Origin of the sequence: Rhodococcus opacus B4, assembly GCF_000010805.1 — a bacterium.
GTDB classification, from domain to species: domain Bacteria; phylum Actinomycetota; class Actinomycetes; order Mycobacteriales; family Mycobacteriaceae; genus Rhodococcus_F; species Rhodococcus_F opacus_C.
The window spans coordinates 1,851,371-1,873,325 of sequence record NC_012522.1; the positions used below are offsets into that span (position 1 = coordinate 1,851,371).

General features: G+C 69.2%; 23 protein-coding genes. 15 read left to right on the top strand and 8 right to left on the bottom strand.

Annotated elements, in window-relative coordinates:
• Positions 1 to 11: 11 nt before the first annotated feature.
• Positions 12 to 839, bottom strand: a complete 828-nt coding sequence (locus tag ROP_RS08680) for an alpha/beta fold hydrolase (RefSeq protein WP_012688952.1) — start codon at positions 837 to 839, stop codon at positions 12 to 14.
• The gene (locus ROP_RS08685) at positions 785 to 1,987 is read right to left on the bottom strand and encodes an MFS transporter (protein ID WP_012688953.1); all 1,203 of its coding nucleotides are present in this window, start codon (positions 1,985 to 1,987) and stop codon (positions 785 to 787) included. The genes ROP_RS08680 and ROP_RS08685 overlap by 55 nt, the downstream gene beginning before the upstream one ends.
• A 56-nt stretch (positions 1,988 to 2,043) precedes the next feature.
• Here ROP_RS08685 and ROP_RS08690 point away from each other — a divergent pair, with 56 nt between their 5' ends.
• The 3 genes from ROP_RS08690 to ROP_RS08700 are packed head-to-tail and all read left to right on the top strand — an operon-like array spanning position 2,044 to position 4,305.
• Positions 2,044 to 2,817, top strand: a complete 774-nt coding sequence (locus tag ROP_RS08690) for a PIG-L family deacetylase (protein WP_012688954.1) — start codon at positions 2,044 to 2,046, stop codon at positions 2,815 to 2,817.
• 47 nt (positions 2,818 to 2,864) lie between these two features.
• Positions 2,865 to 3,269 carry a PaaI family thioesterase gene (locus tag ROP_RS08695; RefSeq protein WP_012688955.1) on the top strand — a complete coding sequence of 135 codons (405 nt, stop codon included), beginning with the start codon at positions 2,865 to 2,867 and terminating at the stop codon, positions 3,267 to 3,269.
• A 4-nt stretch (positions 3,270 to 3,273) separates the two neighbouring features.
• Complete coding sequence (locus ROP_RS08700) at positions 3,274 to 4,305, top strand: tocopherol cyclase family protein (protein WP_012688956.1); 1,032 nt, start codon at positions 3,274 to 3,276, stop codon at positions 4,303 to 4,305.
• Here ROP_RS08700 and ROP_RS08705 read toward each other — a convergent pair.
• On the bottom strand, positions 4,298 to 4,963 hold the full coding sequence (locus ROP_RS08705) for a cysteine hydrolase family protein (protein ID WP_012688957.1): 666 nt from the start codon (positions 4,961 to 4,963) through the stop codon (positions 4,298 to 4,300). The two genes, ROP_RS08700 and ROP_RS08705, sit on opposite strands and share 8 nt — an antisense overlap.
• A 120-nt stretch (positions 4,964 to 5,083) precedes the next feature.
• On the opposite strand from ROP_RS08705, the gene ROP_RS08710 reads away from it, so the two are divergent.
• Positions 5,084 to 5,650 (top strand): DUF742 domain-containing protein, encoded by a 567-nt coding sequence (locus ROP_RS08710; RefSeq protein WP_012688958.1) that lies wholly within the window; start codon positions 5,084 to 5,086, stop codon positions 5,648 to 5,650.
• An 80-nt stretch (positions 5,651 to 5,730) separates the two neighbouring features.
• Here the strand turns inward: ROP_RS08710 and ROP_RS08715 are convergent, their stop codons facing one another.
• The gene (locus ROP_RS08715) at positions 5,731 to 7,005 is read right to left on the bottom strand and encodes an ROK family transcriptional regulator (RefSeq protein ID WP_043824439.1); all 1,275 of its coding nucleotides are present in this window, start codon (positions 7,003 to 7,005) and stop codon (positions 5,731 to 5,733) included.
• Positions 7,006 to 7,528: 523 nt separating this feature from the next.
• On the opposite strand from ROP_RS08715, the gene ROP_RS08725 reads away from it, so the two are divergent.
• From ROP_RS08725 to ROP_RS08735, 3 genes are all read left to right on the top strand, one after another.
• The gene (locus tag ROP_RS08725) at positions 7,529 to 8,827 is read left to right on the top strand and encodes an MFS transporter (RefSeq protein WP_012688960.1); all 1,299 of its coding nucleotides are present in this window, start codon (positions 7,529 to 7,531) and stop codon (positions 8,825 to 8,827) included.
• A gap of 172 nt (positions 8,828 to 8,999) precedes the next feature.
• The gene (locus ROP_RS08730; protein WP_012688961.1) at positions 9,000 to 9,944 is read left to right on the top strand and encodes a TauD/TfdA dioxygenase family protein; all 945 of its coding nucleotides are present in this window, start codon (positions 9,000 to 9,002) and stop codon (positions 9,942 to 9,944) included.
• Positions 9,945 to 9,953: 9 nt separating this feature from the next.
• On the top strand, positions 9,954 to 10,700 hold the full coding sequence (locus ROP_RS08735; RefSeq protein WP_012688962.1) for an SDR family NAD(P)-dependent oxidoreductase: 747 nt from the start codon (positions 9,954 to 9,956) through the stop codon (positions 10,698 to 10,700).
• Between the two features lie 342 nt (positions 10,701 to 11,042).
• Here ROP_RS08735 and ROP_RS08740 read toward each other — a convergent pair whose 3' ends face one another.
• Entirely contained in the window at positions 11,043 to 12,227 is a 1,185-nt protein-coding gene (locus ROP_RS08740; RefSeq protein ID WP_012688963.1) for a L,D-transpeptidase, read from the bottom strand.
• A gap of 32 nt (positions 12,228 to 12,259) precedes the next feature.
• Positions 12,260 to 13,351, bottom strand: a complete 1,092-nt coding sequence (locus tag ROP_RS08745) for a UDP-N-acetylmuramate dehydrogenase (protein WP_043824443.1) — start codon at positions 13,349 to 13,351, stop codon at positions 12,260 to 12,262.
• A gap of 26 nt (positions 13,352 to 13,377) precedes the next feature.
• On the opposite strand from ROP_RS08745, the gene ROP_RS08750 reads away from it, so the two are divergent.
• From ROP_RS08750 to ROP_RS08765, 4 genes are all read left to right on the top strand, one after another.
• Positions 13,378 to 13,875, top strand: coding sequence for a DUF2505 domain-containing protein (locus tag ROP_RS08750; protein WP_012688965.1), 498 nt, complete (start codon positions 13,378 to 13,380; stop codon positions 13,873 to 13,875).
• A 51-nt stretch (positions 13,876 to 13,926) separates the two neighbouring features.
• Positions 13,927 to 14,427 carry a DUF2505 domain-containing protein gene (locus ROP_RS08755; RefSeq protein WP_005560412.1) on the top strand — a complete coding sequence of 167 codons (501 nt, stop codon included), beginning with the start codon at positions 13,927 to 13,929 and terminating at the stop codon, positions 14,425 to 14,427.
• 21 nt (positions 14,428 to 14,448) lie between these two features.
• Positions 14,449 to 15,246, top strand: coding sequence for a hypothetical protein (locus ROP_RS08760; protein WP_012688966.1), 798 nt, complete (start codon positions 14,449 to 14,451; stop codon positions 15,244 to 15,246).
• 340 nt (positions 15,247 to 15,586) lie between these two features.
• Positions 15,587 to 17,134 (top strand): TROVE domain-containing protein, encoded by a 1,548-nt coding sequence (locus tag ROP_RS08765; RefSeq protein WP_012688967.1) that lies wholly within the window; start codon positions 15,587 to 15,589, stop codon positions 17,132 to 17,134.
• A gap of 16 nt (positions 17,135 to 17,150) precedes the next feature.
• Here ROP_RS08765 and ROP_RS08770 read toward each other — a convergent pair whose 3' ends face one another.
• A complete protein-coding gene (locus ROP_RS08770; protein ID WP_012688968.1) occupies positions 17,151 to 17,768 on the bottom strand; it encodes a type IV toxin-antitoxin system AbiEi family antitoxin domain-containing protein in 618 nt (205 codons plus the stop codon).
• Between the two features lie 113 nt (positions 17,769 to 17,881).
• Here ROP_RS08770 and ROP_RS08775 point away from each other — a divergent pair, with 113 nt between their 5' ends.
• A complete protein-coding gene (locus tag ROP_RS08775) occupies positions 17,882 to 18,649 on the top strand; it encodes an LmeA family phospholipid-binding protein (protein WP_043824446.1) in 768 nt (255 codons plus the stop codon).
• A 12-nt stretch (positions 18,650 to 18,661) separates the two neighbouring features.
• Here ROP_RS08775 and deoC read toward each other — a convergent pair whose 3' ends face one another.
• Positions 18,662 to 19,327: a deoxyribose-phosphate aldolase gene (deoC, locus tag ROP_RS08780; protein WP_012688970.1), complete on the bottom strand. Its 666-nt coding sequence runs from the start codon at positions 19,325 to 19,327 to the stop codon at positions 18,662 to 18,664.
• A 57-nt stretch (positions 19,328 to 19,384) separates the two neighbouring features.
• Between deoC and ROP_RS08785 the strand changes: the two genes are divergently transcribed.
• Genes ROP_RS08785 through ROP_RS08795 form a run of 3 tightly spaced genes read left to right on the top strand, consistent with a single transcriptional unit; the run spans position 19,385 to position 21,955 of the window.
• Positions 19,385 to 20,218, top strand: a complete 834-nt coding sequence (locus ROP_RS08785; protein WP_012688971.1) for a class I SAM-dependent methyltransferase — start codon at positions 19,385 to 19,387, stop codon at positions 20,216 to 20,218.
• 13 nt (positions 20,219 to 20,231) lie between these two features.
• Positions 20,232 to 21,116 carry a formyltetrahydrofolate deformylase gene (gene purU / locus ROP_RS08790; protein WP_012688972.1) on the top strand — a complete coding sequence of 295 codons (885 nt, stop codon included), beginning with the start codon at positions 20,232 to 20,234 and terminating at the stop codon, positions 21,114 to 21,116.
• Between the two features lie 38 nt (positions 21,117 to 21,154).
• Positions 21,155 to 21,955, top strand: a complete 801-nt coding sequence (locus ROP_RS08795; protein WP_012688973.1) for a carbon-nitrogen hydrolase family protein — start codon at positions 21,155 to 21,157, stop codon at positions 21,953 to 21,955.

A 21,955-nucleotide genomic window follows, 5' to 3' on the forward strand; every position in this document is an offset into this window, starting at 1 on the left:
GATCGGCGCCTTTAACCGAGGTTGTCGACGAACTCGCCGACCTCTTTCACGAACCGGTCGGGATCCTCGACGAACGGCCCGTGGTCACAGCCTTCCCAGAACGACGCCCACGCCTGCGGGATCAGGTCTGCGGCGTGCCTACCAGCCGAGACATCGACGACGGAGTCCGCGGTGCCGTGCAGGACCAGCACCGGGACGTCGAGCGACCGGAGCAGGTCGTCGTGGCTCGCGGAGCGGCTGAACAAGGCGGCCCGCACGTGCGGCGGGGTGGCGAGGCTGGCGCCGAACAACGCCTGCGACTGCGCGCCCTTGCCTTCCGGCGGTCCGGTGAGCGCGTTGCCGAACGCGCCCAGCGCACGGATCGCCTCGCGCGGCTCCTCGGACATCGCGCCGGGGATCGCCGCGCGCATCGCCGCGCCGACCTTGCCGCCCGCCTCCCCCCGGCCGATGCTGGTGATGGCTCCGACGAGGACCACGCCGTCGACGGCGGCCGTGCCGTGAGACGCCAGGTAGTCGCAGATCACGAGGCCGCCGTAGGACCAGCCGAGGAGCACCGCGCCGGAGGTGACCCCCTCCGCCGTGAGCACCGCGTCGACGTCCCCGGCCCACACGGCGGAGTCGTCGTAGCCGGCGGCCGGGGCACCCGAGTAGCCGTGTCCACGAAGGTCGACGGCGATCACGCGGTAGCGGGCGGCGAGTTCGCCGAGCACGGTGGGACCCCAGCACTTCGACGACTGCGCCCAACCGTGCAGGAGAACCACGGCCCGCGCGTCGGGGTCACCGGTCACCGAGTAGACGAGGGGCGTTCCGTCGACGCCGACTGCTTCACGAATAGCCATGGGGTCACCATAGAGGCCAGCAGCGCGGCGACCGCCGCCACCGCGTACCCGGCGGTGGTGCCGAATTCGTCGATCATCCGGCCCGCGAGTGCCGATCCCACGGCGACGCCGACACCGAGTCCGGTGACGATCCACGTGATGCCCTCGGTGAGCGCGGCCGCGGGCACGATCTGCTCGACCAGGCCGGTGGTGACGATCATGATCGGCGCCACCGTCATCCCCGCCACCGCGTAGGCGACGGCGAGCGCCGGGATGCTGGCGGCCAGCAGCAGCGGCACCGTCAGCACCGCCACCGCGAGGACCGCGACCATCAGCTGTTTCCGGAGCGACGCCGACACCCGGATCGCGCCGAACACGAGGCCTGCCACCGCGGACCCGGCCGCGAACAGGGCGAGCACCACGGTGGCGGAGGCGGGTGCGTCACGGCTTCGGGTGAAGGCGATGGCACCGACGTCGATGACGCCGAAGATCGTGCCCATCGACACCATGACCGCCACCAGGATCCACAGCGCGGGCGTCCGGACGACGGACGGTCTGCCGTCGTCCGGCGACGAGTGCACGGGCGGCTCGGTGCCCCGCTGAGCGACGAGCGCCAGGGTGCCGACCACCAGCAGCACGAGTCCCGCGAGTGGTCCCGCCTCGGGGAACACCGTGACGGACAGTCCGACGGAGACCACCGGTCCCGCGATGAAGCACAGTTCGTCCACCACCGCCTCGAACGCGAACGCGGTCCGCAGCAGTGGCGTGCCGCGGTACAGCTCGGTCCAGCGGGCGCGCACCATCGCACCGATCGTGGGCATGCAGCCGGCGGGCACGGCCCACACGAACAGCACCCAGTCGGGGGTGCCGAACCGGACACACAGCAGCATCGCGGCGAGGGACGTCGCGCTGATCCCCGACGCGACGGGCAGGACGCGGGACTGCCCGTAGCGGTCGACCGCCCGGGACACGACCGGCGTGATGAATGCGTAGGTCAGTGCGAACACCGCGGCCAGGGCGCCGGCGAGCGCGTAGTCGCCGCGCAGTTCGGACAGCATCGTGACGATGCCGATGCCGACCATGGCGATCGGTACGCGTGCGACGAATCCTGCTGCCGAGAATGCTGCGGAGCCGGGGGCGGCGAAGATCTGACGATAGGTACCGAGCACGCGTCGAGCCTCACAGATCGTGGCCGCGACTTCCAGCACGTGCAAGTATTGCGCTCATGAGTGTCCTGGTGTGTTTCCACGCCCATCCCGACGACGAAGTGTTCACCACCGGCGGCGTGATGCGTCAGGCCGCCGACGCCGGTCACCGCGTCGTCGTGGTCACCGCGACGGACGGGGCGCTCGGCGAGGCGCCCGAGGGGATCCTGATCGACGGCGAGTCGCTCGCCGAGCGTCGGCGCCGCGAACTCGAGGAGTCGACGTCGCTGCTCGGCGCCCAGCGTGTGGTGCTGCTGCACTACGCGGATTCCGGGATGGCGGGAACGCCGGAGAACGAGAACCCGGCGGCGTTCTGCAACGTCGACGTCGAGGAGGCCGCCGCCCGGCTGGCTGCGATCCTCGTCGAGGAATCCGCCGACGTGGTCACGATCTACGACCCCAACGGTGGTTACGGGCATCCCGATCACGTCCAGGTGCATCACGTGGGCATCCGGGCCGCCGAACTGGCCGGTGTGCCGCACGTCTACGAGGCCGCGGTCAGCCGGGACCACATCCGGCGTTTGATGGCCGCGAATCCGGAATGGTCCGAGAACGCCCAGACGCCGGACCTCGAGACGTTCGGTCTCCCGGACTCCGAGATCACCACGGTCGTGGACGTCACCTCGGCGATGGGCGCCAAGCGCGCCGCGATGCACGCGCACGCCACCCAGATCGGGGATTTCGGCCCGTTCCTGCAGATGCCCGAGGAGCAGTTGCAGGCGGCGTTCGGTCAAGAATGGTTCCGCCGTCGCGGGGCGCCCGAGGGGCTCGCGGAGTCGTCGCTGCCGCTCTGAGCGGAACTGCCTGCGCGGGTTCGGGTCCGCGCCTAGCATCCACGGGTATGGATCCCGCTGATCTCGTCGCGACCATGCCGTTCGCCGTGCACACCGGGGTTCGCCTCACCAAGGCCGCACCCGAGGAGGTCGTCGGGCACCTCGAGTGGGACCAGCACCGCACCACGGCGGGAAACGGCCTGCACGGTGGGGCGCTGATGACACTCGCCGACAGTGTCGGCGCTGTCTGCGCGTTTCTGAATCTTCCGGCGGGGGCATCCACGTCGACCACGAGTTCGAACACCGTGTTCACCCGCGGGGTCCGCAAGGGCACCGTCACCGCGACCGCGCGCCCGCTGCACGCCGGACGCACCACGGTCGCCGTCGTCACCGAATTGCGGGACGACGAGGACCGGCTGGTGGCGCAGGTGACGCAGTCGCAGGCGGTTCTGTACCCCCAGCCGGGAAGCTGACCCCGTGTCCCGACTGCTGCGGGCGTACCGGTCCACGGGCGCGGACCTGCCGTTCGGCAACGTCCTCGCCGCGCACGACGTCGCGATGGAGGGCTATTTCTGGCGGTTCACCCAGCCCGCGACGGGGCACGTGGTCATCGCGCTGGCCGGCATCAACCGAGCAGCGGACGGCCACTGGGCGACCCTCGGTCTGGCCGGTCACCCCACCCGGTTCGTGCAGACCGCCGCGCATCCGGAGGGCTACGCCAACCCGGCCGGACTCGGCGCGTTCGCCGGCGACGCGTTCCGCGGGTCCATTGACCGCGTGCGGGTGGATCTCGGGCCGGACGCCCGCCTCGACGTCCGGATCGGCGCCCAGGTCCCGTGGCCGCGGCGCAGCCTCGGTGGGTCGAGCGTGTTCCAGACCGTGCCCGCGCTGAACCAGTACTGGCATCCGTGGTTGCTCGGCGGACGGGCCGAGGGAACCGCGGTGCTGGGCGGCACCGAGATCGATCTCGACGGCGCCCAGGTCTACGCCGAGAAGAACTGGGGTAAGGGCGGGTTCCCCGACTCCTGGTGGTGGGGCCAGGCCCAGGGTTTCGCCGACCGGCAGGCGTGTGTCGCGTTCGCCGGCGGCGAGATCACCGCGGGCGGGCTGCGCACAGAGGTCACGGCCGTCGTCGTCGCGCTGCCGGGCGGCACCGTGTTCCGCCTGGGCAACCCGGTCACCTCCCCCGTCCGGGCGCACGTGACGGACGAGCGGTGGTCGCTGCGCGGCCGCGGCCGCACGTGGAGCGTCGAGATCGAGGGCGCCTCCCCGCTGGACTCGGCCCACGTGCTGCCGGTTCCGCTCCCCGCCGAGCGTCGCAACATTCCCGGCGCCCTCGAGCACCTCGGCGGGTCGATGAGTGTCACGGTCCGCCGCCGTGGTGAGCTCGTCTGGGCGGACGAATCGCCCCTCGCCGCGTTGGAGCACGGCGGGATCGAGCGGGCGCGCGCGGAACTGCGGAGGCGGGGTGCGCCGACGGACGCGATGTCGGCGCCACCCCTCAGCTGATCACCTCGAGTTCGGGTGGCTGCAACGCCTCGACGATCTCGTCGGTCTCCGCGTGCAGAACCCCGATCCCTCCGGCCTCCTCCAGGTGACGCGCGTCGACGCCCGAGATCGCATCGGCTGCGACGAGCACCCTGTAGTCCCGCTCGCTGGCGTCGACGATCGTGGCGCGCGGACAGTTGGGGTAGTTGCACCCCGCGATCACCACGGTGTCGACCCGCCACCGGCGCAGGTGCTCGTCGAGCCCGGTGCGGTAGAACGAACTCCACCGCGGCTTGAACAGGATGTGCTCGGTGGGCGAGACGGTCTGGAGGTCGCCGGCCAGGAGCGATCCCGGGTCGAGGCCCGGCACTCCCAGCGCGGGCGCCACCTGGGATCCGGCGGTGCCCGGCCTGGCGAGGTCCAGTCCGGCCGCGATCACGCGGCGCCGGCACAGGTCCACGTCTTCGCCCTCGTACAACCGGACGACGTGCACGATCGGGACCGCGGACTCCCGGTAAGCGTCCACGAGACGCGCGATCGCGGGCAGCACCGCCGAGGTTCCCGGGACGGGGGCCGTCCCGCCGTCCACGAAGTCCACCTGCATGTCGACGACGAGCAGCGCGGACCGGCCGAGATCGGGAGCGAGGAACGGATCCGAGTTCTGCCGCCAATGGGTCACGCAGCAAATCTAACGCTCACGCGGTCGCTGTAGCCGGAATCACAGGGACCGGACCATCGGCATGAAACGCGGGTTTGGGACCATGGAACGGGTGGGGTAGTGCGAGAAGGGTCCCGACCGATGACTGTGAGCGATGAGAACTGGCCGATGATCGGCGCGACCGGGGCGCGCTTCGGTTCGGCCGGCCGGCGCCGAAGCGGCAGGAAAGAGCAGTCGCCGACGGCAGAGCCGAGCCCGTCGCAGGCGGTCGAGTGGGTGGAGCCCGGCCGGGCCGAGGCCGTTCCCGAGCAGGACGAGGCCGTGTCCGAGCGCGCGCCCGAGCCCGCCGAGTGGGCGGAGACCGAGGAGACCGTCTCCATCGTCCGGCCGTTCATTCTCACGGGCGGGCGGACCGAGTCCGGGGTCGATCTGCCGCTGGAGGCGGTCATCGTCGCCCGCGCGGACGGGGACGCCGTCGTGGACGCGATGCCGGCGCCGGACGAACCGCGCCGTGTCTTCGCGCTGTGCTCCGAACCGCGGTCGGTGGCCGAGATCGCATCGCTCGCGTCGATCCCGCTCGGGGTCGCGCGTGTACTCGTCGGCGACCTCGCGGCGGCCGGGGCGGTCACCGTCAACGAGACGGCCGGGTCCACCGGCCCGGACCGGAAGCTGATGGAACGGGTCCTCGACGGGCTGCGCAAACTCTGAACGCCCGGTCGCGGAGACGGATGCACGCGAATTCGTCAGCCGCACAGTCTATTGCCGGTGCGGCTGACGAATTGCCGTGGCTACGGCGACGTCCGGCGCATCGCTCCGACCGGATCGGAGTAGATGGCGCTCAGCGACACCACCGTCGAGGCGTACTCCTGCACCCGGTTGCCGAAGCCGGAAATGCGAATGTCCCTGCGCTCCAGCGACGATGCCTGCGCGAAAGCCTCCGCGACGTGCGGGATTCCGGCCGGGTACTCGGTGAACGCCTGACCGCCGAGGATCACGCGGTCCGGGTTGAACAGGTCCCGCAGCATCGCGACCGTCTTCCCGAGCACCTGCGCGCGCTCCACCAGAATCTCGTGCGCGGGAGCGGAATCCGAGGACGCCGCCTTGTAGAGCGCGCTCATCGTCGGACGCTGATTCGACTCGGGGAGAATGCCGGCGGCGAGCGCGGCGGAGATGACCGCGCGATCGCTGATCGTCGCCTCGAGGCATCCGCGTGAACCGCACGAGCACTGCGCCGAAGATCCGGTCGGCAGGTGCGCGATCGAACCCGGGCCGCTCGACGGCGTGTGGACGCGGCCGTCGATGGTGATCGCGATTCCGGCCGTCTCACGGGCGTAGAAGTACAGTCCCGTTTCGCCTTGCGCGACACCCTCTTCGCTGTCCGGGGTCAGCAGCAGTTCGGACGCGGCCATCGCCTCGACGTGCGCCGCGACGGAGACGGGCAACCCGAGTCCGGTCGCGATGATGGCGCCCACCTGAGCGGACTTCCACCCCAGCCTGGGGTGGTCGACGACGCCGGTCTGCGCATCGACGCGCCCGCCGAGCGCGACACCGGCCCACAGCGGGCGGCGCCGGTGCCAGCGGGACGCGAAAGCCCTTGCACTGCGGGCGATGCCGGTCAGCGCGTCGGCGGAGGCACCCTGCGGGGTGGGCACCTCGACCGCGCCGAGAACCTTCCCGCGGAGGTCGCTGGCGATGATGCTGGTCACGACCGCTCCGATGTGGATGCCCACGGTCAGGTACGGCTCGTGGTTGACCTCGAACGGAACCCGCGGACGACCGATCGCGCCGGACGGCGTGAGGTCTCCGCGTTCGCGCAGCAACCCGAGGTCGAGGAGCGCCGACACCTGACGGTTGACGGTGGCGATGCTCAGTCCGGTCGCCTTCGCGGCGACGTCCCGGGACAGCGGCCCGCGTGACCGGGCGACCCGCAGCACGCCGGCGGCGGGGCCGTCGCTGATCCGCAGTTCGGGGGGAACGATGTGGAGACGGGGCCGGGACACGGGCCGCTGGAATCGAGATGCGGATCCGGTCCGGGTGGGGCTGGAAAGGGTGGGGGTAGACACGTGGCAGTCCTTGCATGCGGAGGCGGTGCGCACCTTCGTCCGAACGCTGCATCGGTCCCGGGTGGAGACGGGGACGACCGAGGACGATCGATCAGGAGAAGACTGCGCGAATTAGCTGCAGATGCTGAGACAGCGACAACACAGTTCCCGCGCCAAGGGCAGCCGCGAACCCAGCGCGGAGGTCACGTACGTGACCCGCGGAGCGGTCGACTGGCCTGAGGACATGTCACGAAAGTAGCAGCTTCGGTCGGTTTCACCAATCCGAGCGTGACGGCGTGTACCGCCGCGCCGCCGCGCTTGCGCAGCTCACCCCGCTGCGCGGCACCGGCTCCGGGCGTGACGCCGGGAGACCGTCACCACCCTTGACGGCGATCGTGTTTCAAGACACAATTCACCGGAACACCAACCGAACGTACGGTTATACATTCGCCAACTACCTCTGTAAACACAGTGGAATCAACGATGCAATCTCGGAGAACCACATCCTGACCGAACAATCGGTCGAGACTTGAAGGAAATGGAAATGACCTCCACCCAGATCTCCGTGACACCGCAGGCGCCCGTCCGGCCGCTGAAGGTGGCCGGCGCCAGTCTCATCGGGACCGCCATCGAGTGGTACGACTACTTCATCTACGGCATGGCCGCCGCGATCGTGTTCGGCCCGCTGTTTTTCCCGTCCTTCTCCTCGATCGCGGGCACCCTGGCCGCGTTCGCGACGTTCTCCGTCGGCTTCGTCGCGCGGCCGATCGGCGGCGTCGTGATGGGCCACTTCGGTGACCGCATCGGACGCAAGTCCATGCTCGTCCTGTCGCTGATGCTGATGGGTGGCGCGACCGTCGGCATCGGGCTGCTGCCCACCTACGCCACCATCGGTGTCTGGGCGCCGATCCTGCTGGTCACCCTTCGTTTCATTCAGGGAATCGGCGTCGGCGGGGAGTGGGGCGGCGCTGTGCTGATGGCGGTGGAGCACGCACCCGCCAACCGGAAGGGCTTCTACGGCAGCTTCCCGCAGATGGGTGTGCCCGGCGGCCTGATCCTGGCGAATCTCGTGTTCCTGGGCGTGTCGACGAGCCTCAGCGAGGAAGCGTTCCTGGCCTGGGGCTGGCGGATCCCGTTCCTGGCCAGCGCGGTCATGGTGCTGATGGGGCTCGTCATCCGGTTCACCATCACCGAGAGCCCCGACTTCGAGAAGGTCAAGGACACGCACCGCGATCAGCGACTGCCGATCGTCACCGTCCTGCGGGAGAACCTGCGCGAAGTGCTGCTGTCCGCAGGTGCGTTCGTCGGTATCAACACCGTCGGATACATCTTCATGGCATACCTGCTGTCCTATTCGACGAAGGTCCTGGGCATGAGCAAGACGATCGTGCTCGTCTTCACGCTGGTCGCGTCGTTCGTGTGGCTGATCGTCATCCCCGTCGCGTCGATGCTGTCGGACAGGTACGGCCGGCGGCGGCTGCTCGTCACCGGCTCGATCGGGCTGACGGTCTGGGCGGCCGCGCTGTTCCCGCTGATCGATCTCGGAAACCCGGCGGTGATGATGCTCGCCCTCCTCGGCACGGCCGTGTTCATGGGCATCGTCTACGGGCCGATCGCCGCACTGTTCACCGAGTTGTTCAGCGCCGAGGTCCGGTACAGCGGTGCGTCGCTGGGCTATCAGATCGGTTCGGTTCTCGGCGGTGGGCTCGCCCCGACGGTGGCGGCCGCGCTGTACGCGAGCTGGGGTTCGTCGGCACCGATCTCCGCGTACCTCACCGCGGTCACGCTGCTCAGCCTGCTCTGCGTCGTCGCGATCACCCGGAAGGTCCGCGCCGCCGCGTAGCGTCGACCCGAGGGATCCATTGACGTCTCCGCCGCACCGCCCGCCGGCGCGGCGGAGTCGTCGTCGCGTGCCCTCCCGTTGCGATCAGGGTGACGCAAATCCTTCCGGCGGCACACTCCCGATGGTTCGGTTACAGGACTCCACACCGTCTCCGGTATCCGAAAGGCCCACCATGTCCATCGATTTCGCGCCCGAGCACGTGACCGCCGAGGGTTCTCCGAACGCGGCGAGCGTCGTCAAGCTGGGTGCCCACATCGGCGCCCGGATCGACGGCGTCCAGCTCGGCGGCCAGCTCGACCCCGCCACCGTGTCGCTCATCCGTCAGGCCCTGCTCGAGCACAAGGTGATCTTCTTCCGCGGCCAGGACCATCTCACCGACGACTCGCAGTACGAGTTCGCGGAGCTTCTCGGCTCCCCCACCACGGCGCACCCGACGGTCACCTCACGCGGCACCAAGGTGCTGCCCATCGACTCCGACTACGGCAAGGCCAACAGCTGGCACACCGATGTCACGTTCGTCGACCGCATCCCGAAGGCGTCGATCCTGCGTGCCGTGGAACTCCCCACGTACGGCGGAACCACCACCTGGGCGTCGGGTGTCGCCGCCTACAACGCGCTGCCCGAGCCGCTGAAGGTCCTCGCCGACAACCTGTGGGCGACGCACACCAACGTCTACGACTACGCGGCGACCAGCGCCGAACGCGCGCAGGACGCGAAGTCGCAGGAATACCGCGCCGAGTTCCAGTCCACCTACTTCGAGACGGAGCACCCGGTGGTGCGGGTCCACCCCGAGACCGGCGAGCGCACACTGCTGCTCGGTCACTTCGTCAAGAAGCTGGTCGGCCTGAGCAGCACCCAGTCGCAGGCGCTCTTCAAGGTTCTGCAGGATCACGCCATCTCGCTCGAGTTCACCACCCGGTGGAACTGGCAGTCGGGCGATGTCGCGATCTGGGACAACCGCGCCACTCAGCACTACGCCGTCGCCGACTACGACGACCAGTACCGGCGACTCAACCGCATCACCCTGGCCGGCGACGTCCCCGTCGACGTCCGGGGCGAGCGCAGCCGCAGCGTCGCGGGCGACGCGAGTGACTACTCCGTCATCGACGAGCCCTAACATGTCGGCATGACCTTTTCACCTGACACCCGCATCGCCGTCGTCACCGGAGCGAGCTCCGGAATCGGCGAAGCCACCGCCCGCACCCTCGCCGAGCAGGGATTTCATGTGGTGATCGGGGCGCGGCGACTGGATCGTCTGGAGAAGATCGCCGAAGACATCGGCGGTACCGCGCTCGAACTCGACGTCACGGATCAGGATTCCGTGGACGCGTTCGCCGCGGTACTGCCGAGGGTCGACGTGCTCGTCAACAATGCGGGCGGCGCCAAGGGACTGGCCACCGTCGCGGAGGCCGATCTCGACGACTGGCGGTGGATGTGGGAGACCAACGTCCTGGGCACGCTTCGGGTCACCAAGGCGTTGTTGCCGAAGCTGATCGAGTCGGGTGACGGTCTGGTCGTCACTGTCACGTCGCTGGCCGCGCTCGAGGCATACGACAACGGTTCCGGGTACACGACGGCCAAGCACGCGGAGGCCGTCCTGCACCGCACGCTGCGCGGGGAACTGCTCGGCAAGCCGGTCCGTCTCACCGAGATCGCCCCGGGCGCAGTGGAAACCGAGTTCTCGCTGGTGCGTTTCGAGGGCGACCAGGAGCGCGCCGACAAGGTCTACGCGGGCATCACCCCGCTGGTGGCCACGGACGTCGCCGACGTCATCGGGTTCGTCGCCTCCCGGCCGCCCCATGTGAACATCGACCAGATCGTCGTCAAGCCACGAGATCAGGCTTCGTCCGGACGTTTTCACCGTACGACGTAGGCCCCTTCGCGGCGGTCCGCCTGTCCTGGTGCTCGAGGTACAGGACCACCGCCCACAGTCCCGCCACGATCGACGCCGAACCCAGCAACATCCATCCCATCCCACAGCCCCCTGCCGATCAACGACTTTCGACCGAAACGGACTGTCGGGGTCGTCCGTCGACCCCTCGACAGCGGACGACTCCCCACAGTTGTGTCACCCGAGAACGCGGCGCCGTTGACGCGTCCTCATTCAGGTAGACGCAAGGGATCCGCTTTCCGTTCCACCGAGTGTGAAGAAAGTTTCGCCGGCCCCACCCGCACGTGAGCGGCAAAGCGTGCCCGAGCACACTTTGCCGCTCACCTATGCGAGGGCCGACATGGACTGCCATTCGGGCCAGCTGATGGCCCAGTCGTAGATGTCGCCGTCGGCGGCCGACAGGTCGATGGACGTCCCGGTCACCTCGACGGGATCGCCGTACATTGCCGTGCCGAAGTACTGCTGCGCGTCCTCGAGCGAGAGGTTGATGCAGCCATTGGTGACGTTCGACGAACCCTGGACGCCGATGGTCTCGGGGTTGGCGTGGATGAACTCGCCGTTGTTGGAGATGCGGACCGCCCAGCGTTCGCGGACGTTCTCGTAGAACGGCGGGTTGGACATGAGGAAGTCCTCGTGCTTCTCGGTCACCATGTGGATGCCGCTGCGGGTGACGTTGCGTGCCTCGTTGCCCTCGCCGTAGCTGACGGGGATGTCCATGATGGTTTCGCCGCCGCGCACCACCTGCATACGGTGGCTGGGGGCGTTCGCGATCACGATCTGACTGCGCCCGACGGTGAAGTTCAGCGACAGGTCCTGCTCGCCGTACGCTCCCCCGCCGAAGTCCACGCCGTACAGCTTCGCATCCAGGGCGACGGTGGTGCCGGGTGCCCAGTAATTCTGGGGACGCCAGTGTGCGCGCGACCCGTTGTCGTCGGGCAGCCACGCCCACGAGCCGGGGGTGGGCGGGTTCGTCGTGACGGTCATCGCCTTCTCGACCGCCGCCTTGTCCTCGACGGAGTCGTGGAACTGCACGATGATCGGGGCGGCGATCCCGACTTCCTGACCGTCGCCGATGTTGAGTGTGGCGCCGGTCGTCGCTTCGGGTTCGAGTGTGGTGAAGCTGCCGTCGACGGCGACGGACTTGCCGTCGGTGCCGAGCGCGGTGCCCTTCCACGTGTAGGTGGCGCCGTAACCCAGCGCCTCCCCGACGGTGAACGTGGTCCGGTCCGGAGACAGCACACCCTGCACCACGCGCCCCTCCGCGTTGACGAGGGCGATGTCGGTGAACGTGCCCTGCGACGCGGTCGCGGAGATCGGCGCCACCGGACTGACGTCCTCGGTGCCCGACGCCGGATTCTGGGTGACCTCGACCGCCGGTTCGGGCGGCGCGGTGGCGGTTCCCGACTCGGAGCCGACCGTGCATCCGGTCAGCAATACGAGAAACGCGATCAGCGCCGTCGCGATCAGCGCGACGCGCGACCGACTTGTCCGAGAACCCAGTTCATGCACAGCTAACAGGTTACCTGCGCTACGGACCTGCCTCAGATCGCGCAGCCGACCGTCACGGGTTCGGGTTCGAGCCGGACACCGAACGCCGACTGGACGCCGTCCCGCACGTCGCGGGCCAGTGCCAGCAGGTCCTCGCTCTTCGCGGCACCTCGATTGGTCAACGCGAGGGTGTGCTTGGTCGACAGCCGCGCGACCGCGTTCTCGCCGGGATACCCCTTCGAGAAGCCGGACCGCTCGATCAGCCAACCGGCAGACAACTTGGTTCCGCCGTCGGCGGGGTACTGCGGAACGGGGAGGTCGCCGAGGCGGGTCTCGATCGCGGCGAGGACGCCCGCCAGCTCGCCGTCGGACACCACGGGGTTGGTGAAGAACGAGCCCGCGCTCCACGTGTCGTGGTCGTCGGGGTCCAGCACCATGCCCTTGCCCCGGCGCAGATCCAGCACGGCGCCCCGGACCTGCGCCGACGGCAACCGGTCGCCCTCGGAACCGCCGAGTGCCGAGACGAGTTCGCGGTAGCGCAGCGGCTCGGACAGCCCGTCGGGATGCACGGTCAGTTCCACGGCCAGCACCAGGGCCGCGTCGGAGTGCTTGAGGACACTGGTGCGGTACCCGAGGCCGAGCGCGTCGGGTTCGACCCAGCGCGCCTCACCGGTGCGCCGATCGAGCAGCTGCACCCGCCGAAGCATCGACCCGATCTCGACGCCGTACGCGCCCACGTTCTGCACCGGGGTGGCCCCGGTCGACCCGGGGATCCCCGACAGGCATTCGAGCCCGCCCAGTTCGGCGGCGACGGTCTGCGCGACCACCTGGTCCCACTCCGCGCCCGCCTCGGCAGTGATGAATTTCTCCTCCAGGCCGACGGTGGTGTTGCACACACGCACCACCACGCCGTCGAATCCGGCGTCCCCGACGACGAGATTGGAGCCACCGGCGAGAATCAGCGTCGGGATGTGCGCGGCGTCGAGAAGACGCACCACGTCGACGAGAACCGAGGTGCTCGGGCACTCCGCCACGATCCGCGCCGGACCGCCGACCCGCAGCGTGGTCATCCCCGACAGTTCGAGGTTTTCCGACACGAAGGCGCCCGAATCGACGAGTTGACTGACAATGCTCACATCCCACACAACCGCAAACGGTAGCCTGGCCGATCGTGAGCCGCCGCATCGAGCATTCGTCGTCCTATGCGTTTCCCGTCGCCCAGGTCCATGCGGGCCTGATCACCGAGCAGTACTGGCGCGACCGTCTCGACAAGGTCGGAGGACCGGGGGCCACCCTGGACCAGGTCACGACCGGAGCCGGCACCATCTCGGTCGCCATGTCGCAGTCGATTCCCGCGGAGCACCTGCCCAGCATCGTCTCGAAGGTCCGTCCGGGCGACCTCGTGATCAAGCGCACGGAGACGTGGGGCACGCTCGACGGCGATCACGCCGAGGGCACGTTCACGGCCGAGGTGGTGGGTGCGCCCGCGACGATCTCCGGAACCCAGACGCTGAAAGAAGACGGCTCGCGGGCGAACGTGCAGGTCGAAGGCAAGGCCGAGGTCAGGATCCCGCTGATCGGCGGCAAGATCGAGAACGCGATCGCGGACGAGGTCCTTCGCCTGATCGCGAAGGAGCAGGAGTTCACGGAGCAGTGGCTCGGGGCCTGACCTGGGGCGGGTGTCCGTTGGGTTGGGTCCCAGCCGGTAACCTTGGCGATCATGGCTCGCCGCATCGACTACTCAGCCCGCTACAAGCACACCCCCAAAGAGGTGTACAACGCGTTCACCAACCGCGACTACTGGGATGCGCGCATCGAGGAGATGCGGAAGTACTCCGAGAACCACATCGAGCACTTCGACGTGAACGACGACGGGATCGACATCGTCCTGCACCACATCCTGCCGCGGTCGGAACTGCCCGAGATCGCGCAGACGGTGATGAAGAAGGACATGGTCATCACGCGCAAAGAGTCGTACACGCCCTTCGGTGAGCCGACCACGGGCACGTACGAGGCGTCGATCCCGGCGGGCCCGGGCAGCCTCACGGGCACCATGAAGCTGTTCGCCACCGAGACTGGGTGCACGTTCCGCACCTCGTCCGAGGCGAAGGTGTACCTGCCGTTCATCGGCGGCAAGCTCGAGCAACTGATGCTCGTCAACCTGATCGACCTGTTCCGCGCCGAGGCCGAGATCACCGAAACCTGGTTGTCGCAGCACTAGTACTCACCGCACGGATTTCCCATGACTTCAGCGACGCTGAGGCGGCCCCACGGTGTCATCACCCGGGGTACGACAGGCATCAACAGGCTGCGCCGCAGCGACCGCTGGCTCGTCCACGACGCGCTGGTGCGCCGAACGCTGCACGCGTCCGCCGACCCGCTCGTCGTCGACCTCGGATACGGCGCCCGCCCGCACACCACGTTCGAGCTCGCCGACCGGTTGACGGCCGTGCGCGGCGACCGCCGGGTGGTCGGGCTCGAGATCGACCCCGAGCGTGTGGTCGAGAGCAGGAACGGAGTGAGTTTCGCCCGCGGCGGGTTCGAGCTCTCCGGACTGCGGCCCGTCCTCGTCCGTGCGTTCAACGTGTTGCGGCAGTACCCCGAGGACGCGGTCGGGCCGGCCTGGACGCGGATGCAGTCCGGGCTCGCACCGGGCGGGTTGATCCTCGACGGCACGTGTGACGAGCTGGGCCGCCGCTGCGCGTGGGTGCTGCTCGACGCCACCCGCCCGCTGTCGCTGACTTTGGCGTGGGATCCGTTCGCCGTGGAGAAGCCGTCGGACATCGCCGAACGGCTGCCCAAGGCGCTGATCCATCGCAACGTCCCCGGTGAGCCGGTCCACGCCCTCCTCGCGGCGGCGGATCGCGCGTGGGCCACCGCGGCGCCGCACGGCTCGTTCGGGCCGCGGGTGCGGTGGCGGGCCGCCCTCGAACTACTTCGCGCGCAGGGTCTTCCCGTGCAACCGCAGCGCCGCCGCATCCGCGACAACATCCTCACCGTTCCGTGGGCGCTGGTCGCGCCCGGTTCCGGCACGAATTAATTCACGCGACATCCCCGAGATCGCCCCGTAGAGTCGGTTTACGAAACATGTTGTGCCGGTGCGCAGGCGAGGGTTACTTCGACTGTTAATCGCGTGGTCGCCGGTTCGAATCCGGTCAGGGGCGCAGGTCCCTGTAGCTCAGCGGTAGAGCGCGTCCGTGCCTCCGCCGACTCCGATCTCGGCACGACAGGTGTGCGCGCCACCCGGTGCGCAGACGACGGATACTTCTCCGGTGAAGTGCGTGGGGCACGCGGTTCGACTCCGCACCCCGTCGTCGTCTCGACCTCGGGTGGCGCGCGCTCCGCACGTCCACCGGCACCTCCCGGAAGGAGGAACACCCATGAGCAAGTTCAACCTGAAGATGCTGCGCCGCAGTAAGATACAGAGTCCTATTACGTCGGACGCACAACCCGCCGGCCGCACCTTCGAGGGCGGCATCGGCTATGCCCGCGACGCGAAGAGCGAGCTGTTCCTCCTCGCGGTCACGAACATGGTCGGTGAGCACACCTTCTACGAGTCGGCCTCGGACCGCGACGAAAGGTTCGTCGCGCTGATCCACGAGGTCGCGCTGTCGGATCCGGAGTGGACCGCCCGCCTGATCGGGTGGCTGCGCCGCGACGCGCATCTGCGTTCGGCGTCGCTGGTGGCCGCCGCCGAGTTCGTCCGGGCCCGGCTGGGTGCCGGTCGGCACGGCGGCAACCGTGCCGTCATCTCCTCGGCCCTGGATCGGGCGGACGAGCCGGGCGAGCTGCTCGCCTACTGGATTGCGCGCCACGGCCGTTCGATCCCGAAGCCGGTGAAGCGCGGTATCGCCGATGCCGTCGTCCGGCTGTACTCGGAACGCTCACTGCTGAAGTGGGATTCCGAGGAGAGGGACGTCCGCTTCGGCGACGTTCTCGAGCTCACCCACGCGTCGCCGTCGGCGCCGTGGCAGGGCGAGCTGTTCCGGCACGCGATCGACCGGCGGCAGGGGCGCGAGAACACGATCCCCGCCGGCCTGCGGATGCTCACGGAACGGGCCTCGCTGACGGCGGTCCCGCCGGAGGATCGGCGGGCCGTCCTCCGAACCCCGGAGCGGCTGTCGGCGGCCGGCATGACGTGGGAGTCGCTCGCCGGCTGGCTGCAGGGACCGATGGATGCGGCGGCGTGGCAGGCGGTGATCCCGTCCATGGGATACACGGCGCTTCTCCGCAATCTGAGGAACTTCGACGAGGCCGGGATCCCCGACCACGTCGCGGAGCAGGTGGCGGCCCGGATCGCGGATCCGGGTGAGGTCGCGAAGTCGCGGCAGCTGCCGATGCGATTCCTCGCGGCGTACCGGAACGCGCCGAGCCTGCGGTGGGGTCACGCGCTCGAGTGTGCGCTCGGGGCGTCACTGTCCGCGGTCCCGTCGCTGCCCGGACGCACCCTGGTACTCGTCGACCGGTCGGGATCGATGTTCTACAGCCGCGTCTCGGCGCGGTCGGAACTGACGCGGGCGGACGCGGCCGCCGTGTTCGGCACCGTGCTGGCGGCACGCGCCGAGCGGGCGGATCTCGTCGAGTTCGGCACGGACAGCCGGAACGTGCCGTTCGAGCATCAGGCAGTGCTGCGGGTGGTCGACAGCTTCGGCGACCTGGGCGGCACGGACACGGCGGCGGCAGTGCGGAAGCATTACCGCGGCCACGATCGCGCCGTCGTCGTCACCGACGAGCAGGCGACGTGGGGTGATCCGACCCGGCACGTCCCGGCAGACGTCCCCGTGTACACGTGGAACGTGGCGGGCTACCGGCACGGTCACGGACCGACGGGGTCCGCGAACCGCCACACGTTCGGCGGACTGTCGGACGCGGGGTTCTCGATGATCCCGCTGCTGGAGGGCACCCGGGACGGCGAGTGGCCGTTCTGAGTCCCAGGGAGACCCGTCAGGTGCAGGTGGCCAGTGCGTGTTCGACGCGCTGCGCCACCTGTGCCGGCAGGGATCCGCACTCGCTGTGCAGTGCGCGCGCGTTCAGTCGCCCGATCGCGACGCCGTCGGCGACCACCTCGTCGAGCAGTTCCTGCGAGATTCCGCTGGCGGCGAGGTCGAGTGCCGTGCACAGCGGCGTGGTGATGCGCAGGGGGCCGACCTGCTCGCAGTCCTCCGGGCGCAGCGACCGCCGGTGCAGCGCCAACTGCTGCGTCGGCGAGGGCGGCGACAGCACCGTCGAGAGGTGGATGAACCGCGGGTACAGGTGTCCGAGACCGTGAAGTTCGGCGGCACTCTGGTGGGAGACCGCGGCGGCGGCACCGAACCAGGTGCACCACTTCGCGAACTCCTCGAGATCGGAGTGCGGACAATCCTTCAAGCGGAACAGGTCTCGTTCTATCTTGACCCACGAGCCGTCGGCGAGTCGCTCGCCGATCTCGTCGGCAGCGAAACCGAGGCGCAGCACCTGCGCAGTGGTGAAGAAACCCGCCTGAGCCGTCGCGACGCGTGTCAGCTCTTCACCGACACCTTCGCGCTCCGGGTCACCGGGACGTGGAGCCAACCATCCGGACATTCCCCTACATTACTGGGCAATTGTGGCACGTATCACAATTTCTGCGGATCTCGGCGACGCGCCGCCGACGCATTCACAGAATTTGTTCAGAGTTGTCGGGAAGAATCCGTGTAATGGCAGCCCGAACGAACTCCGCACCCCGAAGTAACCGTGTGCTCGTCATCTCTCTGGTCGTCATCGCCGCGCTCGTGGCGGTACTCGTCGGCGGCGAACTCTTCGTCCGCCACAGGGTGAAGACGTGCATGGCAGACCAGTTCGAGAGCCAACTCGGCTCGCAGGTGGACGTGGGACTGAGCTGGAAGCCGGTCCTGCTGCAGTCCGTCGACAAGAACGTCCCGTACATCACCATCGACAGCGACGACACCAAGTTCGGCCCCGCGCAGGGGATGCAGGTGCACGCCCAGGTCAACGACATCCGGATCGAGAACACCGCGGACAGCAGCGGCACCATCGGCAGCTCCGACGCGGACGTCACCTGGTCGACCGCAGGCATCCTCGCGACGCTGCAGCAGCAGGCGTTCGGTTCACTGATCAGCGGAGTCACCGCCGATTCGAGCGCGGGAACCCTGAAGTTCTCCGTCGGCCCGGCCGGGCTCGCGGATCTGACCGTCAAACCGGAGGTCGTGAACGGGACCGTGAAGGTGGACACGGTGGGTGCCGCGATCCTCGGTTTCGGGCTCCCCACCGACCTCGTCGACGGGGTGGTCCAAATCCTGACCTCGAGCCTGCAGACCTACCCGCTGGGCATGCAGCCGACGTCGCTGAAGGTCACCGACGACGCCATCGAGATCACCCTCGAAGGCGGCGCCTACACGATGCCGGCCGCCCCCACCCAGCAACAGCAGCAGGAACAGCAGAGCAGCTGCGGCCTCCTCGTCTGATCGGCGGCCGGGTCAGTCGGGCAGCCCGTCGAGGACGGCACGGGTTCCCGACAGGCCCAGCCGCGTCGCCCCGGCCGCGATCATCTCGAGCGCGGCCTGCGCGGTGCGGATGCCGCCGCTCGCCTTGACGCCCATCCGCCCGCCGACGGTCTGGGCCATCAACCGCACCGCCTCCACGGTCGCTCCCCCCGCCGGATGGAACCCGGTGGACGTCTTCACGAAGTTCGCGCCTGCCCGCTCGGCGGCCCGGCATGCCTCCACGATCGCCTCGTCGCTCAGCGCGGCGGTCTCCAGGATCACCTTGAGCACGGTGCTGTCGCCGACGGCCTCGCGCACGGTGAGGACGTCGGCCAGCACGGCGTTGAAGTCGCCGGCGACGGCGGCGCCGATGTCGATCACCATGTCGATCTCCTGCGCGCCCTGATCCACGGCGAGCCTGGCCTCGGCCCCCTTGACCAGCGAGTGGTGCTTCCCCGAGGGGAACCCGACCACCGCCGCGGTCACGAGACCGGGCGCCCTGACCGGCAGCATCGACGGCGACACGCAGACGGCGAGCACACCGAGTGCACGCGCCTCGTCGATCAGCGCCGTCACGTCGTCGGTGGTGGCCTCGGGCTTGAGGAGCGTGTGGTCGACGAGGTCGGCCACCTGGGAGCGGGTCAGTGCAACGTCGGACATACCTGTGAGCTTCGCACAATGCCGCCCGGGGGTCGCGGCACGGCCTAGCATCGCCGTATGAGTGATCCGGGATCGATCTTCGACGAGGCACGGCTCGAGTTCGACCGGCTGTCGACAGCCGTGTGGGCACCTGCCGGCCAGTCGCTCGCCTTCCAGCTCGGCCTCGGCCCCGGCGATGCCGTCCTCGACGTGTGTTGCGGCGCAGGGTCTTCCGCGTTGCCGGCCGCCACCGCGGTGGGGCCGACGGGCCTCGTCCACGGCGTCGACCTGTCCGACGAGCTCCTGGAGCAGGGCCGGGTCAAGGCGTCGGAACGCGGGCTGCAGAACATCGAGTTCGTCTGCGCGGACGCCACCACCTGGGAGCCGCCGAGCACCGTCCCGGAAGCCGGTTACGACGCGCTCGCCTGCTCGTACGGCGTGTTCTTCCTGCCCCACATGGACGCCGATTTCACCCGGCTCGCGGGCCTCGTCCGCCCCGGCGGGAAGGTCGGGATGACGGTGTGGCGGCGGGGGGCGCTGCGCGACTTCGCGGACGCGTTCCACGACGCCGTGGCGCGGCATCGGGAACCCACGCCGGAACCGGCCGGATCGCCGTTCGACCCGCTCGCGCGCATCGACACCCCGGATGCGCTCCACCAGTGGCTGGGCGAGCTGGGCGCGCACTCGACCGAGGTCCGGGAACTGTCCAACATCATTCCCGCCACCCCGGAGTTCGCCTGGGACCTCGTCCTGGGTGGGAACTTCCGCCGCGCGCTCGCCCCGTTCGACGACCGGACGGTCGAGCAGATCCGCCTCGATCTCCTGCAGCTGCTCACCGAGCGCGCGATTCACGACGTCGACGCCGGGACCCTCGTGGGCACCGCCGTGGTGAACGGCCGTAGTGCGACCTGAAAGACTGTTGACCATGAGCGCTGCTTCGACCGAGGATCACCGGTACGTTCTTTCACTCGGCTGCCCCGACCGCACCGGCATCGTCGCCCGGATCTCGACGTTCCTCGCCGACGTGGGCGGCTGGATCGTCGAGGCGGCATACCACGCCGACGCCGACACCGGCTGGTTCTTCACCCGTCAGGCCGTGCGTGCGTCTTCGGTCGACATGTCCATCGAGGAGCTGCGGGAACGGTTCGCCGCGGTCGCCGCCGAACTGGGCCCCGAGACGGAGTGGACGGTGGCGGACTCGGGTCAGCGCAAGCGGGTGGTGCTGCTGGTGAGCAAGGAGGCGCACTGCCTCCACGACCTGCTGGGACGTGCGGCGGGCGGCGAGTTGCCCGCCGACATCTGCGCGGTGATCGGCAACCACCGCGACCTCGAGAACGTCACGCGACAGCACGGCATCGACTTCCATCACGTGCCGTTCGCAAAGGACCCCGCCGACCGGGGCCCCGCCTTCGAGCAGGTGCGGAAACTGGTCGACGCCCACGATCCCGACGCCGTGGTGCTGGCCCGATTCATGCAGGTGCTGCCGTCGGAACTGTGCGAGCACTGGGCGGGCCGGGCGATCAACATCCACCACAGCTTCCTGCCGTCGTTCGTCGGCGCGCGCCCCTATCACCAGGCGTTCGCCCGCGGTGTGAAGCTGATCGGCGCCACGTGCCACTACGTGACGGCCGAACTCGACGCGGGGCCCATCATCGAGCAGGACGTGATCCGCGTCGACCATGCCGACGAGGTCGCGGACATGGTCCGGCAGGGCCGCGACATCGAGAAGCTCGTCCTCTCCCGCGGCCTGCGCTGGCATCTCGAGGATCGCGTCCTCGTGCACGGCCGTAAGACGGTGGTGTTCAGCTAGTTTCGTCGCACACGGTCCACTTCGGAAAGGGCATTGACATGGTCGACGTAGCAATTGCACAGTTCGCTGCCGGCCCGGACAAGGCGGACAACCTTGCGCTGATCGCGAAGTTCGCCGCGGAGGCGGCGGCGGGCGGGGCGCGGATGCTGGTGGCGCCCGAGTTCGCGATGTTCACGATCCCGACGATGGACGAGCGATTCGTGGACTCCGCGGAATCCCTGGACGGCGAGTTCGTCACCGGCCTCCGCGAGGTCGCCGCCCGGCACGCGATGACCGTCGTCGCCGGGATCAACGAGGCGATCCCCGGCGAGCGCCGGATCTTCAACACCCTCGTCGCGGTCGCCCCCGACGGCGGCATCGCCGCCACCTATCGGAAGCTGCACCTGTACGACGCGTTCGGTTACCGGGAGTCGGACGTCGTACAGGCCGGTTCGATCGGCGCCCCCGAGACGTTCACCGTCGACGGCGTCACCGTCGGCATGCAGACGTGTTACGACCTGCGGTTCCCGGAGGTGACCCGGCGCATCGTCGACGCGGGCGCGGACGTCCTGGTCCTGCCGGCCGCGTGGATGTCGGGCCCGCTCAAGGAAGACCACTGGACCACGCTCGTCCGCGCCCGGGCCATCGAGAACACGATGTACGTCGCCGCGGCCGATCAGAGCGGCCCGGTGGGTTCGGGCGCGTCGCTGATCGTCGATCCGATGGGGGTGGTGATCGCGTCCCTCGGCGAACGGGTCGGGACGGCGATCGGCACCGTCTCCCCCGACCGCGTCGCCGAGGTCCGCGCCAAGAATCCGGCGCTGACGCTCCGCCGGTTCGGTGTGGTCGCCGAGCAGTAG

Bases quoted from the DNA above. Each gene is read 5' to 3' on its own strand.
- ROP_RS08680 (WP_012688952.1), bottom strand. From the start codon at position 839: ATGGCTATTCGTGAAGCAGTCGGCGTCGACGGAACGCCCCTCGTCTAC.
- ROP_RS08690 (WP_012688954.1), top strand. From the start codon at position 2,044: ATGAGTGTCCTGGTGTGTTTCCACGCCCATCCCGACGACGAAGTGTTC.
- ROP_RS08695 (WP_012688955.1), top strand. From the start codon at position 2,865: ATGGATCCCGCTGATCTCGTCGCGACCATGCCGTTCGCCGTGCACACC.
- ROP_RS08710 (WP_012688958.1), top strand. From the start codon at position 5,084: ATGACTGTGAGCGATGAGAACTGGCCGATGATCGGCGCGACCGGGGCG.
- ROP_RS08725 (WP_012688960.1), top strand. From the start codon at position 7,529: ATGACCTCCACCCAGATCTCCGTGACACCGCAGGCGCCCGTCCGGCCG.
- ROP_RS08730 (WP_012688961.1), top strand. From the start codon at position 9,000: ATGTCCATCGATTTCGCGCCCGAGCACGTGACCGCCGAGGGTTCTCCG.
- ROP_RS08735 (WP_012688962.1), top strand. From the start codon at position 9,954: ATGACCTTTTCACCTGACACCCGCATCGCCGTCGTCACCGGAGCGAGC.
- ROP_RS08755 (WP_005560412.1), top strand. From the start codon at position 13,927: ATGGCTCGCCGCATCGACTACTCAGCCCGCTACAAGCACACCCCCAAA.
- ROP_RS08760 (WP_012688966.1), top strand. From the start codon at position 14,449: ATGACTTCAGCGACGCTGAGGCGGCCCCACGGTGTCATCACCCGGGGT.
- ROP_RS08765 (WP_012688967.1), top strand. From the start codon at position 15,587: ATGAGCAAGTTCAACCTGAAGATGCTGCGCCGCAGTAAGATACAGAGT.
- ROP_RS08770 (WP_012688968.1), bottom strand. From the start codon at position 17,768: ATGTCCGGATGGTTGGCTCCACGTCCCGGTGACCCGGAGCGCGAAGGT.
- ROP_RS08775 (WP_043824446.1), top strand. From the start codon at position 17,882: ATGGCAGCCCGAACGAACTCCGCACCCCGAAGTAACCGTGTGCTCGTC.
- deoC (WP_012688970.1), bottom strand. From the start codon at position 19,327: ATGTCCGACGTTGCACTGACCCGCTCCCAGGTGGCCGACCTCGTCGAC.
- ROP_RS08785 (WP_012688971.1), top strand. From the start codon at position 19,385: ATGAGTGATCCGGGATCGATCTTCGACGAGGCACGGCTCGAGTTCGAC.
- purU (WP_012688972.1), top strand. From the start codon at position 20,232: ATGAGCGCTGCTTCGACCGAGGATCACCGGTACGTTCTTTCACTCGGC.
- ROP_RS08795 (WP_012688973.1), top strand. From the start codon at position 21,155: ATGGTCGACGTAGCAATTGCACAGTTCGCTGCCGGCCCGGACAAGGCG.